General features: G+C 71.6%; 13 protein-coding genes. 9 read left to right on the top strand and 4 right to left on the bottom strand.

Annotated elements, in window-relative coordinates:
* Nucleotides 1–28: 28 nt before the first annotated feature.
* From pdhA to ACFZDE_RS19155, 5 genes are all read left to right on the top strand, one after another.
* Nucleotides 29–1,219 (top strand): pyruvate dehydrogenase (acetyl-transferring) E1 component subunit alpha, encoded by a 1,191-nt coding sequence (pdhA, locus tag ACFZDE_RS19135; RefSeq protein WP_350710338.1) that lies wholly within the window; start codon nucleotides 29–31, stop codon nucleotides 1,217–1,219.
* A 1-nt stretch (nucleotide 1,220) separates the two neighbouring features.
* Nucleotides 1,221–2,198, top strand: a complete 978-nt coding sequence (locus ACFZDE_RS19140) for a transketolase C-terminal domain-containing protein (RefSeq protein WP_390998698.1) — start codon at nucleotides 1,221–1,223, stop codon at nucleotides 2,196–2,198.
* A gap of 10 nt (nucleotides 2,199–2,208) precedes the next feature.
* Nucleotides 2,209–3,642, top strand: a complete 1,434-nt coding sequence (locus ACFZDE_RS19145; RefSeq protein WP_391200901.1) for a 2-oxo acid dehydrogenase subunit E2 — start codon at nucleotides 2,209–2,211, stop codon at nucleotides 3,640–3,642.
* Between the two features lie 152 nt (nucleotides 3,643–3,794).
* Nucleotides 3,795–6,029, top strand: a complete 2,235-nt coding sequence (locus tag ACFZDE_RS19150) for a glycoside hydrolase domain-containing protein (RefSeq protein ID WP_391200903.1) — start codon at nucleotides 3,795–3,797, stop codon at nucleotides 6,027–6,029.
* Between the two features lie 55 nt (nucleotides 6,030–6,084).
* Nucleotides 6,085–6,900, top strand: a complete 816-nt coding sequence (locus ACFZDE_RS19155) for a hypothetical protein (RefSeq protein WP_391200905.1) — start codon at nucleotides 6,085–6,087, stop codon at nucleotides 6,898–6,900.
* Between the two features lie 77 nt (nucleotides 6,901–6,977).
* Here ACFZDE_RS19155 and ACFZDE_RS19160 read toward each other — a convergent pair whose 3' ends face one another.
* Entirely contained in the window at nucleotides 6,978–7,877 is a 900-nt protein-coding gene (locus tag ACFZDE_RS19160; protein WP_390998708.1) for a serine hydrolase, read from the bottom strand.
* Nucleotides 7,878–8,085: 208 nt separating this feature from the next.
* Between ACFZDE_RS19160 and ACFZDE_RS19165 the strand changes: the two genes are divergently transcribed.
* Nucleotides 8,086–8,736 (top strand): FCD domain-containing protein, encoded by a 651-nt coding sequence (locus ACFZDE_RS19165; protein ID WP_390998710.1) that lies wholly within the window; start codon nucleotides 8,086–8,088, stop codon nucleotides 8,734–8,736.
* Nucleotides 8,733–10,028, top strand: a complete 1,296-nt coding sequence (locus ACFZDE_RS19170) for an MFS transporter (protein WP_391200907.1) — start codon at nucleotides 8,733–8,735, stop codon at nucleotides 10,026–10,028. The genes ACFZDE_RS19165 and ACFZDE_RS19170 overlap by 4 nt, the downstream gene beginning before the upstream one ends.
* Nucleotides 10,029–10,048: 20 nt before the next feature.
* Here ACFZDE_RS19170 and ACFZDE_RS19175 read toward each other — a convergent pair whose 3' ends face one another.
* Both ACFZDE_RS19175 and ACFZDE_RS19180 read right to left on the bottom strand, forming a co-directional pair.
* Nucleotides 10,049–10,813: a methyltransferase domain-containing protein gene (locus tag ACFZDE_RS19175; protein WP_391200909.1), complete on the bottom strand. Its 765-nt coding sequence runs from the start codon at nucleotides 10,811–10,813 to the stop codon at nucleotides 10,049–10,051.
* A 146-nt stretch (nucleotides 10,814–10,959) separates the two neighbouring features.
* Entirely contained in the window at nucleotides 10,960–11,784 is an 825-nt protein-coding gene (locus ACFZDE_RS19180) for a maleylpyruvate isomerase family mycothiol-dependent enzyme (RefSeq protein ID WP_391200911.1), read from the bottom strand.
* Nucleotides 11,785–11,964: 180 nt separating this feature from the next.
* On the opposite strand from ACFZDE_RS19180, the gene ACFZDE_RS19185 reads away from it, so the two are divergent.
* A complete protein-coding gene (locus ACFZDE_RS19185; protein WP_391200912.1) occupies nucleotides 11,965–12,762 on the top strand; it encodes a nitrilase-related carbon-nitrogen hydrolase in 798 nt (265 codons plus the stop codon).
* Nucleotides 12,763–12,771: 9 nt separating this feature from the next.
* Here ACFZDE_RS19185 and ACFZDE_RS19190 read toward each other — a convergent pair whose 3' ends face one another.
* Nucleotides 12,772–13,263 (bottom strand): LURP-one-related family protein, encoded by a 492-nt coding sequence (locus ACFZDE_RS19190; RefSeq protein WP_390998720.1) that lies wholly within the window; start codon nucleotides 13,261–13,263, stop codon nucleotides 12,772–12,774.
* Between the two features lie 155 nt (nucleotides 13,264–13,418).
* Here ACFZDE_RS19190 and ACFZDE_RS19195 point away from each other — a divergent pair, with 155 nt between their 5' ends.
* The gene (locus ACFZDE_RS19195) at nucleotides 13,419–13,883 is read left to right on the top strand and encodes an HIT domain-containing protein (protein ID WP_391200914.1); all 465 of its coding nucleotides are present in this window, start codon (nucleotides 13,419–13,421) and stop codon (nucleotides 13,881–13,883) included.
* The last annotated feature ends 19 nt before the right edge of the window (nucleotides 13,884–13,902 follow it).

Genomic DNA, 13,902 nt, shown 5'->3' on the forward strand with positions numbered 1-13,902 from the left:
CGGGGGCCGGACCGACGGAGGAGCACACGTGACCGTGGAGAGCACTGCCGCGCGCACACCGCGACGCAGCGCCGGAAGCAAGGCCGGCACCACCGGCACCAAGCGCACCCGCACGACCGCCAAGAAGGACGCCGGAGCCGAGCCCCAGCTCGTGCAGCTGCTGACGCCCGAGGGCAAGCGCGTCAAGAACGCCGAGTACGACAAGTACGTCGCCGGCATCACCCCGGAAGAGCTCCGCGGCCTCTACCGCGACATGGTGCTCACCCGTCGCTTCGACGCCGAGGCCACCTCCCTGCAGCGCCAGGGCGAGCTGGGCCTTTGGGCGTCGCTGCTCGGCCAGGAAGCCGCCCAGATCGGGTCCGGCCGGGCCACCCGGGAGGACGACTACGTCTTCCCCACCTATCGCGAGCACGGCGTGGCCTGGTGCCGCGGTGTCGACCCGGCCAACCTGCTGGGCATGTTCCGCGGGGTGAACAACGGCGGCTGGGACCCCAACAGCAACAACTTCCAGCTGTACACGATCGTCATCGGCTCCCAGACGCTGCACGCCACCGGCTACGCGATGGGCGTGGCCAAGGACGGCGCCGACAGCGCGGTGATCGCCTACTTCGGCGACGGCGCCTCCAGCCAGGGCGACGTGGCCGAGTCCTTCACCTTCTCCGCGGTCTACAACGCCCCGGTCGTGTTCTTCTGCCAGAACAACCAGTGGGCGATCTCCGAGCCGACCGAGAAGCAGTCCCGCGTGCCGATCTACCAGCGCGCCCAGGGCTTCGGCTTCCCGGGCGTGCGGGTGGACGGCAACGACGTGCTCGGTGTCCTCGCGGTCACCCGCTGGGCCCTGGAGCGGGCCCGCGGCGGCGAGGGCCCGACCCTGGTCGAGGCGTTCACCTACCGCATGGGCGCCCACACCACCTCCGACGACCCGACCCGCTACCGGGGCGACGAGGAGCGCCAGGCGTGGGAGGCCAAGGACCCGATCCTGCGCCTGCGCCGCTACCTGGAGGCCTCAAACCACGCGGACGAGGGATTCTTCGCGGAACTGGAGGCCGAGTCCGAGGCGTTGGGCAAGCGAGTGCGCGAGGCGGTCCGTGCCATGCCGGACCCGGACCACTTCGCGATCTTCGAGAACGCCTACGCGGACGGACACGCCCTCGTCGACGAGGAGCGCGCCCAGTTCGCCGCGTACCAGGCGTCGTTCGCCGATGAGGGGGGTAACTGAGATGGCCGACAAGATGGCACTGGCCAAGGCGATCAACGAGTCGCTGCGCCGCGCCTTGGAGTCCGACCCCAAGGTCCTGATCATGGGCGAGGACGTCGGCAAGCTCGGCGGCGTCTTCCGGGTGACGGACGGCCTGCAGAAGGACTTCGGCGAGAGCCGCGTCATCGACACCCCGCTCGCCGAGTCGGGCATCGTCGGCACGGCGATCGGCCTGGCCCTGCGCGGCTACCGCCCGGTGGTGGAGATCCAGTTCGACGGCTTCGTCTTCCCGGCCTACGACCAGATCGTCACGCAGCTCGCGAAGATGCACGCCCGCTCGCTGGGCAAGGTCAAGCTCCCGGTCGTCGTGCGCATCCCCTACGGCGGCGGCATCGGCGCGGTCGAGCACCACTCGGAGTCCCCCGAGTCGCTCTTCGCGCACGTGGCGGGCCTGAAGGTGGTCAGCCCGTCGAACGCGTCGGACGCGTACTGGATGATGCAGCAGGCCATCCAGAGCGACGACCCGGTGATCTTCTTCGAGCCCAAGCGCCGCTACTGGGACAAGGGCGAGGTGAACGCGGAGGCGATCCCGGGCCCGCTGCACAAGGCCCAGGTGGTCCGCGAGGGCACCGACCTGACCCTGGCCGCCTACGGCCCGATGGTGAAGCTCTGCCAGGAGGTGGCCGACGCGGCCGCCGAGGAGGGCAGGAACCTGGAGGTCCTGGACCTGCGCTCGGTCTCCCCGATCGACTTCGACTCGATCCAGGCCTCGGTGGAGAAGACGCGCCGCCTGGTCGTCGTCCACGAGGCCCCGGTGTTCTTCGGGTCGGGCGCGGAGATCGCCGCGCGGATCACGGAGCGCAGCTTCTACCACCTGGAGGCCCCGGTGCTCCGGGTCGGCGGCTACCACGCGCCGTACCCGCCGGCCCGCCTGGAGGAGGAGTACCTGCCGAACCTGGACCGGGTACTCGACGCCGTCGACCGCTCGCTGGCGTACTGAGGAGAGGGTCGTGACGACGATGACACAAGCGTCCGTGCGCGAGTTCAAGATGCCCGACGTGGGCGAGGGACTCACCGAGGCCGAGATCCTCAAGTGGTACGTCCAGCCCGGTGACACGGTCACCGACGGGCAGGTGGTCTGCGAGGTCGAGACGGCGAAGGCGGCCGTAGAGCTGCCCATCCCGTACGACGGCGTGGTCCGGGACCTGCACTTCCCCGAGGGCACCACGGTCGACGTGGGCACCGCGATCATCGCGGTGGACGTGGGCGGCGGCAGCGCCGCGCCCGCCCCCGAGGAGCCCGCCGCCGAGCAGCCCGCCGCCGCGCGGCCTTCGGCGGCCGCGCCCGCCGAGGAGCCGAAGGCCGCGGGCTCGGGCCGCCAGCCGGTCCTGGTGGGCTACGGGGTGGCGACCTCGTCCACCCGCCGCCGCCCCCGCAAGGGCCCGGAGGTCCCGGTCCAGCAGGCCTCGACGGCGATCCAGACGGAGCTGAACGGCCACGCGCCGGCGGCCCCGGCGGCTCTGGCCCCTCCGGCCGGCGCCGACCGTCCGCTGGCCAAGCCCCCCGTCCGCAAGCTGGCCAAGGACCTGGGCGTCGACCTGACGACGGTCGTCCCGACCGGCCCGGACGGCATCATCACCCGCGAGGACGTGCACGCGGCGGTCGCCACCGCTCCCGCGGCCCCCGAGCCGGCGGTCGCGTCCGCCCCGGCGGCGGCCCCGGCCCCGGCGTCCTACGACACCGCGCGCGAGACCCGCATCCCGGTCAAGGGCGTGCGCAAGGCGACGGCGGCGGCGATGGTCGGCTCGGCGTTCACCGCGCCGCATGTCACCGAGTTCGTGACGGTCGACGTCACGCGCACGATGAAGCTGGTCGAGGAGCTGAAGGCGGACAAGGAGTTCGCGGGCCTGCGGGTGAACCCGCTGCTGCTGATCGCCAAGGCGCTGCTGGTCGCGATCAAGCGCAACCCGGACGTCAACGCGTCCTGGGACGAGGCCGCCCAGGAGATCGTGGTCAAGCACTACGTGAACCTGGGCATCGCGGCCGCGACCCCGCGCGGTCTGATCGTGCCGAACATCAAGGACGCGCACACCAAGACGCTGCCGCAGCTGGCCGAGTCGCTGGGCGAGCTGGTGTCGACGGCCAGGGACGGCAAGACGTCCCCGTCGGCGATGCAGGGCGGCACGGTGACGATCACCAATGTCGGCGTCTTCGGCGTCGACACGGGCACGCCGATCCTCAACCCGGGCGAGTCCGCGATCCTCGCGGTCGGCGCGATCAAGCCGCAGCCCTGGGTCCACAAGGGCAAGGTCAAGCCCCGTCAGGTCACCACCCTGGCCCTGTCGTTCGACCACCGGCTGGTCGACGGCGAGCTGGGCTCGAAGGTGCTGGCCGACGTGGCGGCGATCCTGGAGCAGCCCAAGCGCCTGATCACCTGGGCGTGAACCGACCCGGCGGCCCCCTGCCCCTTCGGGCGGGGGGCCGCCGGGTTTTGTGCGGAGGTGAACCGGGCGTGCGCCGGGACGCACAAGAAGCGCGTCAGACCCGCCCAAGTACCCCACAGTAAGCGGTTTAGCCGGACATACGATCACTCTTCATGCGCGACGCGATGGTGCTCAAGGCCCAGAAGTTCGTCAACTCCGTCTACGGCAGCCGTATCGGTACGACCGCGCCCGAAAGCGGCGAGGCCGACTGGGCGACGATGTACGCACTGACCCGTGCCCTGCAGTACGAACTGGGCATCACCGCACTCTCCGACACCTTCGGCCCCACCACGCTGCGCACCCTGACGGACAAGTACCCCGAGCTCGACGCGGACACGGTCCCGTCGCCCGACTTCTGCCGCATCCTCCAGGCCGGCCTGTACTGCAAGGGCTACGACGGCGGCGACCTCGACGGCGTCTACGGCACCCGGGTGGCGCAGGCCGTCACCCGGATGAAGACCGACATGGGCGTCGAACAGGCCCTACCCGGAGGCGGATTGACGCCCAAGCTGGTCAAGGCGCTGCTGACGATGGACGGATACGTCCCCGCCGCCTCGGGCACCGGCCAGGTCAGGGCCGTCCAGCAGTGGCTCAACGGCCGTTATCTGAACCGGCAGGACTTCTACGTCACCGCCTGCGACGGGCTGGTGTCCAAGGACAGCGTCAAGGCCCTGCTGTTCGGCGTGCAGTACGAGCTGGGCATGGCGGACGGCACCGCCAACGGCAACTTCGGGCCCGGCACCCAGTCGGGCCTGAAGGCGCACCCCGTGAAACAGGGCGACAAGGGCGTCTTCGTGCGGCTCTTCTCCGCCGGGATGGTCCTCGGCCGGCGGCCCGTGGCCCTCACCGACACGTTCGACTCCTCCCTCGCCGCCGCCGTCCGGGCCTTCCAGACCTTCGTGGCGCTCCCGGCCACGGGCGAGGGCGACTTCGCCACCTTCGCCTCCCTGCTCGCGTCCTTCGGCGACCAGTCACGCCCCGCCAAGGCCTGCGACACCATCGCGAAGATCACCCCGGCCCGGGCGGCCTCGCTCAAGGCGGCCGGGATCGCCTACGTCGGCCGCTACCTCACCAACCCGAGCGCCACCTCCCTGCCGGAGAAGGCCATCCAGCCGGGGGAACTGGCCGTCATCGCCCAGCAGGGGCTGCGCTGCTTCCCGATCTACCAGACCGTCGGCAACGACGCCTCGCACTTCGACTACGTCGCCGGGCGCACCGCCGGGTACGCGGCGGTCAACGCCGCCCGCGACCACGGCTTCCGGCGCGGTTCCCGGATCTTCTTCGCCGTCGACTTCGACGCGATCGACGCCGAGATCACCGCGCACGTCCTGCCCCACTTCAAGGGCATCAAGGAGGCGATGGCGGACTCCGGCCACCCCTACGAGATCGGTGTCTACGGCTCCCGCAAGGTGTGCGCGCGGGTCGGCGCGGCCGGCTGCTCGACCGCGAGCTTCGTCGCCGACCTGTCCTCGGCCTTCGACGGCAACGCCGGGCACCCGCTGCCCCGGGACTGGGCCTACGACCAGTTCGCCGTGCGCACCCTCGGCTCCGGTGACGGGCAGCTCGACATCGACGCCGACATCGCCTCGGGGCGGGACACGGGGCAGGGCGTGTTCGACCGGCCGCGGCCGGCCGTCCCGGACGTCGCCCTCGACGCGCGCCAGGTGCCCGCGCTGCGGGCCGACCTCTCGCGCTACATGCGGTCGATCGGCCGCCCGGACGCCGGAGGCGTCGGCAGCGACGCATGGCTCTACACCAACACGCAGGCCGTCGCCGCGATCCAGGAACAGGACGGCCTGATCACCGAGCTGTCGACGACCCACACGATGCGCAAGGCGCTGATCCAGACGGCCGTCTACTGGGCCATGCGCGACTACGACCTCGCCGCCCGGTCCACCGACCAGCAGGTCGCCGACCACCACCTCACGGGCTCCGGCTCCGTCCGGGACTCGCACACCGGCATCGGCGAGATCAGCGCGAGCGACGCGATCCAGGCCTGGAACCACTGCATCGGCTGGGGTCTCGCCACCGGCGACCACCGCGATCCGGGCAAGGACGCCGACCTGTGGGCGGTGTGGCAGCGGCTGAACAAGGACAACGCGTTCAGTGTGCGCACCGCGGCCCTGATCCATCTGTGGGGCACCCGGGGCAGGCCCGGCGGCCAGTTGCCGCCCGGCGACCGCGTCACCACCCCGCGCTCCATGCGCCTCGACCTCGCCGAGTTCGAGATCACCGAACTGCTGCGCCGCTACCGGGCCTGGGACCCCGACGTGGAGTCCCAGACGCACCAGTGCATGGCCGTCTACCAGATCTTCGAGACGTACAACAGCATCGCCCGCAACGCCTGAGCGTGTGCGCGCGGAGCACTGACAGCGAATCAGTGAACTTCAGGAAGAGACTCCGTTGAAGCTCAACCTCCCCCGCGTCCCCGGCAGATCACCGGTGCCCGGTGCCGCGCACCGCAGGGTCCTGTCCCGCCGTGCGCTGCTCGGCCGGATCGCCGTCGTCGGCGGTGCCGTGGGCGTCGCCGCCCTGCCCCTGTCCCGCTTCCTGTCCCAGGCGTACGCCGACGCGCACAATCCCATACCGGCCCGCGTACGGGACGCCGTGAGCAGCGCGCAGGACCGGACCCGGCGCGTGCTGGCGGGCTCGCGCTCCCACAACGGCTGGGAGATGGAGAACGTCGCCGACGACGGCGGCACCGTCTACACCCGCCCGGTCCCCGGCACCCCGCTCCAGGGCGTCGCCGTGCGGATGGGCGACGTGGAGACCGTCCTCGTGCATCTGGTGCGCCGCTTCCACTACGAGGTCGACGCGCTGCGCAAGGGCGATGTCGTCGGCTGGCACGACCCCGCAGGCCTCGCCAGGAGCCGGCCCGAGTCCAATCTGGCGTCCGGCACGGCTGTGCGGATCCGGCCCGGCGCCTATCCGCGCGGCGTCAGGGGCGGCTTCTTCCCGCAGCAGGAGGTCGTGCTCCGCGACATCCTCGCCGAGCTGGACGGCGTGGTCCGCTGGGGCGGCGACGACCGTACGCCCGACGAGTCGCTGTTCAGCGTGGACGTACGGCCCGGTGACGAGAGGCTCGTCCGGGTCGCGGCGCGGATCCGCGGCTGGTGGCTGGAGCCGGGCGCGGGTGCGGGCTCCCCGGTGAACGTGCTGTCGGGCGGACGGCGCAAGGCGGCCCGGGCGCTGGAGCGGCGTCAGCGCAGCGTGGCGTGAGAGGCGCCTTGGTGAGAGGCGTATGACGAAGGGGTCCCGCCGCGGTCTGCGGCGGGACCCCTTCGACGCATGCCGTTCTACTTGCTGAAGCCGTAGTTGAGCAGCTTCGTGGCATCCGTCTTGCGGGCGGTCAGGCCGGTCGAGGCGAGGACCGTGCCGATGACCGTCTTGCCGCTGCGGGTGGCGGCGAAGACCAGGCAGTACTTCGCCTCCGGGCCGGAGCCGGTCTTCACACCGATCGCGCCGCTGTAGCTGCCGAGCAGCGGGTTGGTGTTCTGCCACGGAGCCATGGTCCGGGTGCCGCCGGACTTGGTGGTCGTCTTCGCGGTGTACTTCTTCGTCTTGACGACCGTGCGGAACGTGGAGTTCTTCATCGCCGCGCTCGCGAGCTTGGTCAGGTCGCGGGGCGTGGAGTAGTTCTTGCCCTTGCCGATGCCGTCGAACGAGTCGAAGTGGGTGTTCTTCAGGCCCAGGCTCTTGGCGGTGGTGTTCATCTTGCCGATGAACGACGCCACGCGCTTGGCCCGCGTCGAGCCCGAGCCGAACTTGTCGGCGAGCGCGTACGCGGCGTCGCAGCCGGACGGCAGCATCAGCCCGTACAGCAGCTGGCGGACGGTGACCTTGTCGCCGACGATCAGCTTCGCGTTGGACGCGTAGTTGTTGTCGACGATGTAGTCGCTGTAGGCCTTCTGGATCGTGACCTTGCTGTTCATGTTCAGGTTCGACTGCTTCAGCACCACCAGGGCCGTCATGATCTTGGTGGTCGAGCCGGTCGAGCGGCGGGTGTCGGCCGCCTTGGTGTAGAGCGACTTGCCGGTCGCGTTGTTCATCACATAGCCGCCCTTGGCGGCGATGGAGGGCGCCGAGGCGGCCTGCGCCGGCGCGACGGTGAGGGCCCCGGTCGCGAGCATGGCGCCGGTGGTGACGGCGACGGCCGCGGCTCTGCGGAGACGAGTGCCCTTAATGCCGGTTATCAAGTGAAGTACCCCGATTGCGTCGAATGCCCCAACGGTGCGGCCGAGTTGAGGACGAGGGGAAGGGGGCCGCACGTGTCTGACTTGTAACTAGCACACGAAGTTGTGCTGTTGCCGAGCCGGGCCCCCGCTTTGCCACAGATGTGTGACATACAAGTCCGCATACTGGACGTATCTCTTCATGCGTACCTGTTGTATCTATGCTGTCCGCATGACCTTGGCCGTGAAGCAACCGCCCGCCGCCGACCGTGTCTACGCCCATGTCAAGCAGGGCGTCCTGGAGCGTCGCTACGAGGGCGGGACCCTCCTCACCGAGGGCGAGCTCGCCGAAGCCGTGGGCGTCTCCCGCACACCGGTCCGCGAGGCGCTGCTGCGGCTGGAGGCCGAGGGCTTGATCCGGCTCTACCCGAAGAAGGGCGCCCTCGTCCTGCCCGTCTCCGCGCAGGAGATCGCCGACGTCGTCGAGACCCGGCTGCTCGTCGAGGAGCACGCGGCGCGCAAGGCCGTACCCGCGCCCGCCGGGCTCATCGAGCGCCTGGAGGAGCTGCTGGCCCGGCAGAAGAAGCAGGCCGCCGCCGGTGACCTCGCCGCGGCCGCCGTCACCGACCGCTGCTTCCACGCCGAGATCGTCCGCAGCGGCGGCAACGAGATCCTCTCCCGCCTCTACGACCAGCTGCGCGACCGCCAGCTGCGGATGGGCGTCGCCGTCATGCACTCCCACCCCGACCGCATCGCCAAGACCCTCGCCGAGCACGAGGAGATCCTCGAAGCGCTGCGCTCCGGCGACGCGGAGAGCGCCGTCGGCCTCGTCCACCGGCACATCGGCTGGTTCTCCCACCTGGCCCGCGGGGAGGTCCGGTGAGTGCCACCGCCATACCGGGCGACCCTCCGGGCGGGCGCAGGGCGCTGGCCGTCTGGGGCGTCGGCGTCTCGGTCTACTTCGTCGCGGTCATCTTCCGCACGTCCCTGGGCGTGGCCGGCCTCGACGCCGCCGACCGCTTCCAGGTGAACGCCTCGGCCCTGTCCACCTTCTCCATCCTCCAGCTGCTGGTCTACGCGGGCATGCAGATCCCTGTCGGCCTGCTGGTGGACCGGCTCGGCACCAAGAAGGTGCTGGCGCTCGGCGCGGTGCTGTTCACCGCCGGGCAGCTGGGCTTCGCCTTCTCCCCCTCCTACGGCACGGCGCTCGCCTCCCGGGCGCTGCTCGGCTGCGGCGACGCGCTGACGTTCATCAGCGTGCTGCGCCTGGGCAGCCGCTGGTTCCCGGCCCGGCGCGGCCCACTGGTCGCCCAGTTCGCGGGACTGGTCGGCATGGCGGGCAACCTGGTCTCCACGCTCGTCCTGGCCCGGCTGCTGCACGGCATCGGCTGGACGGCGGCGTTCGCCGGCAGCGCGCTGGCCGGTGCGGTGGTGCTCGTCCTGGTGCTGCTCTTCCTCAAGGACCACCCGGAGGGCCACGAGCCCGATCCCCTGCCGCACCAGGGCGCGGCCTACGTGAAGCGGCAGATCGCCGCCTCCTGGCGGGAGCCCGGGACCCGGCTCGGGCTCTGGGTGCACTTCACCACCCAGTTCCCGGCGATGGTGTTCCTGCTGCTGTGGGGCCTGCCGTTCCTCGTCGAGGCACAGGGGCTGTCCCGGGCGGCGGCGGGCGAACTGCTCACGCTGGTCGTGCTGTCGAACATGGTGGTGGGCCTGGTCTACGGCCAGATCGTCGCCCGGCACCACGGCGCGCGGCTGCCGCTCGCGCTCGGCACCGTCGCCACGACGGCGGTCCTGTGGGCGGCCACCCTCGCCCACCCCGGCCCGCACGCCCCGATGTGGCTGCTGATCGTGCTGTGCACGGTGCTCGGGGCCTGCGGACCCGCGTCGATGATCGGCTTCGACTTCGCCCGCCCGGCCAACCCGCCCGAGCGGCAGGGCACCGCCTCCGGCATCACCAACATGGGCGGCTTCGTCGCCTCCATGACGACGCTGTTCGCGATCGGCGTGCTCCTGGACGCCACCGGCGACGACTACTCCCTCGCCTTCTCGGTGGTGTTCGTCCTCCAGGCGGTCGGCGTCTCCCAGATCCTGCGGCTGCGCGGGCAGGCCGCCCGGCGGGAACGGGAGCGGCTGGTGGCCAGCCGGGTGGAGACGGTGCACGTGCCCGCGTGACGTCCGTCGGCGGTCGTCCGTCAGGCGGTCGTCGTTACGCGGGTCGGTGCGAGGGCGGGTACGAGGGTGAGGTACGCCAGGCCGAGGACGCCGCGGTAGGTGAGCCACCGGGCGCGGTGCCGGTCCACGCGCTGCCGCGTCTCCTCCGCCAGGGGGTGACGGGGGTGCTCGGCGAGCCACACCTCGGTGTCCGCGAGGTACCCCGACTCGAACTCCTCCCACTCCTCCAGGCTCGCGGTCTCCGTCCACTCCGGCCTGAACCCGGCCTCGACCGCCAGGTCGATGAGCGCCGGGAGGCCGGGGTGGTCGGTGACGGCCGCGTCCGGCCACATGCGGGACAGCTCGCCGGGGGTCGGGGTGCGCTCCCAGAAGCCCTCGCCGAGCAGGACGCGGCCGTGGTCGGTGACCAGGCGGCGGAGTTCGGCCAGGGCGTCGGGGAGACGGTCGCCGAGGGCCTGGCTCGATCCCACGCACAGCACGAGGTCGGCGGGGCCGCGGTCGGTTCCGGTGGCGGACTCCTCGACGAAACGGGCCCGGGGCGTCAGCCCGCGGTCCTCGGCGGCCTTGCGGGCCCGGGCCAGGTCGCCGGGGTCCAGGTCGATGCCGGTGCCGGTCGCCTCCGGCGTGTCGGCCAGGACCCGGAGCATCAGCTCGCCGGAGCCGCAGCCGATGTCCAGGACGGTGGTCGGGTGGTGGCGGGTGAGGCGTTGGACGAGGGCGGTGGCCCTCGGCTCGGAGAGCGGGCCGTGGAAGGTGAGGCGGGTGCGGTGGGGTGGGGTGGTCATGCCGCGGGAGGTTACGGGCGGTGCCGGGGGTGTGGCACGGGTTTTCTGGTGCTCGGGGTTTGTGCTGAGGCCGGGTGGGTCCGCGGCCCGGGGTGCCGCTCTCCTCGGGACGGGTGCCGCCCCTGGCGGCACGCATGCCCGCAGCTCTACTGCGTCACCGTGAAGTGGTCCAGGATCGCCCTCGTCAGGTCCGGGTCGCCCTCCGTCTTCAGCCGGTCGGACACCGACTCCGGCGTGACGCGGCCGCAGGCCAGGCGGACGTAGGTCTCCCAGTCGAGCGTGAGGGTCGCGGCGGGGCCGAGGGCCGGGGCCGTTTCGAGGGTGCCTCGGCCCTGGATGTCGACGCGGATCGTGCGCAGGAACTCCACGGGCCCGTGCACGTCGAAGACGATCGCCGAGCTGCGCGGCGCCTGCGCGCCCTCGGCGACCACGCGGGGGAGTTCGCCGAGCAGCACGTCACGGGCGACCAGCGCGCCGGGGGAGTCGAGGTTGCCGGGCCGGCCGAGGGCCGTGCGCAGGTCCTGCTCGTGCACCCACACGTCGAAGGCGTGCCGCCGCATCGCCTCCTCAAGGGTGAGCTCCCTGCCGAGCGGCCCCCGCACCTTGGTGCCCGGGTCGCGCGACTCGTTGCGCAGCTGCCGGTTGCGGCGGGTGATCACGTACTCGAGCTCGGAGGTCATCTCCGGTGCCGTGTGGTGGCGGCGGACGTCGACCTGCATCTCCATGTAGCGCTGGTGCTCGTTGGTGACGTGGAAGAGGTCGCGCGGCAGGCTGTGGATGGGGCGCGGGTCGCCGAGCATCTCGCAGTCCAGGCCGATGACATGGGAGGCCACGTCCCGCACCGACCACCCCGGGCACGGCGTCCGCCGGTTCCATTCGGCCTCCGCGAGCGGCTGCAACAGCTCCGATATCGCTTCGATGGAGTGGGTCCAGGCGTCGGCGTAGGGCTGGAGGGTGGAATGCAGACTCACGGAACGGGACCCCTCGGCGGTTCGGTCACGGGCAGGTGGTGGCGTCGTTGCCAGTGGGAGGTGGCGGTGTCGGCGGGCGTCTCGCGAGCTAAGTTACGCTGCTGTGAGGCACCCCGGCAGTGCTTTCGTGTGACGATCGTAGGCCCGAGTGGACGGCTCGAATGCCAGGACGGTGGTAGTGTGCGCGCCTCTGTGATCCAGATCGCCGTAAATCCGGACGAATCAGTTCAAGCGCGTCGCACACGCGTGGCGGCGACGGTCCGGGAGCAGGCGGGGGCGGACCTCGTCGTCCTGCCGGAGCTGTGGACCACGGGTGCCTTCGCCTACGAGGAGTTCGCCCGTGAGGCCGAGCCGCTCGAAGGGCCGACGTACGAGGCGATGGCGAAGGCCGCGAGCGACGCGGGCGTGTGGCTGCACGCCGGTTCCATCCCGGAGCGCGACCCCGACGGGCCGCTCTACAACACCTCCCTCGTCTTCTCCCCCGCCGGCGACCTGGCCGCCGCCTACCGCAAGATCCACCGCTTCGGCTTCGACAAGGGCGAGGCCGTGCTGATGGGCGCGGGCGCTGAGCTGGTGACGGTGCGTCTGCCCGAGACGACCCTCGGCCTGTCCACCTGCTACGACCTCCGCTTCCCCGAGCTCTACCGCGGTCTCGTCGACGCCGGTGCCGAGACGCTCGTGGTCTCGGCGGGCTGGCCGGAGCGCCGCCGCTCCCACTGGACGCTGCTGGCCCAGGCACGGGCCGTGGAGAACCAGTCGTTCCTCCTCGCCTGCGCAACGGCCGGGACGCACGCCGGAGTTCCCCAGGCCGGTCACTCGATCGTGGTCGACCCGTGGGGCGAGGTGCTCGCGCAGGCCGGGGCCGGCGAGGAGGTCCTCACGGTGGAGTTCGACCCGGGGAAGGTCGCGACGACCCGGGAGCTGTTCCCGGCGCTGAAGGACCGGATGCTGGGACTCCAGCCGCCGCGCAGGCCCTGACCGGCGCTCTCAGTCCTCCCGTTCCTTCTCCGCGAGGTGGATCACACACACGGCCACCGCGATCAGCAGCGCCGGATCGGCGTCCTCGTGGACGACGTCCACGCCGTAGGTGTCCCGTACGGTCAGCCACCGCCGGGAGATCACCGCCAGCAGCTCCCCGTCGTACTCGACGGCGAACTCCCGGTCGAGGATCTTGCCGCTGACGTCGAGTTCGTTGCCGTCGGCGAGGGACACCCGGTAGTGGTTGCGCAGCAGGGACAGCCGCTTGCGGCGAATCGTCGCCAGCGGCTCCCCGCTCCGCTGGAGCACCATGGTGTCGCGCAGGGCGAGCATCTTCTGGTGGATGTCGACGAGGACGCGCCCCTGGGTGTCCTTCAGCTCCCAGGTGTCCCGCAGCCGCAGGGCCTTGCCATCGACGAGGAACACCTTGGCGCCGCGGTCGTCCTCGATCCAGTAGTCGTCACCGAAACCGAGGAGCCGGTCGTACACGAGGAATCTCATGGGACCAGGGCTTCCCCGCAGCCAGGTCCGAAACGCCGCCGATAGGCCGAAGGGCCGAGGCCCGTCCGTCGCCGGAGCCGGCCGCGAGCCCAACTCGGCCACGGCAACCGTACGGTGACGGTGAACCGCCGTCACGTCCGCACCCTGGAGGGATCATGCACCGGGCAGCAGAGGACCGCGATCTTCCCGAGGAGCCGGCCGCGCCCGGCCCGCACAGCGGGGTCACGTGCCCGTTCTGCCGCATCGTGCGCGGGCTCGACCCGGCCCAGGTGCTGCGCGACTGGCCGGACGCCCTGGCGATCCTGCCCAGTGGCGGGGGCGTCACGGCGGGGCATGTGCTGGTGCTGCCCAAGACCCACGTCCCGGACGTGGCGGCGGACCCGCTGGTGTCGGCGGCGACCATGCGGCGCGTCGCGGAACTCGCGGCCGAGGTGGGCGACTGCAACGTCATCACGTCGCGGGGCGCCGCCGCCACCCAGACCGTGCCGCACCTGCACGTCCACCTGGTGCCGCGGCGCGCGGGCGACGGGATCCTGCTGCCCTGGACGCCGGCCGCCGCGGGCAGCCGCCGGCCGGGCCCGGACCGGCGACCCTGGTCGGCCCGGCCCGCCGGCCGGTGAGCCGGTTCGGGGCGGCGGC

This window comes from Streptomyces sp. NPDC007929 (genome assembly GCF_042959065.1).
GTDB lineage: Bacteria > Actinomycetota > Actinomycetes > Streptomycetales > Streptomycetaceae > Streptomyces.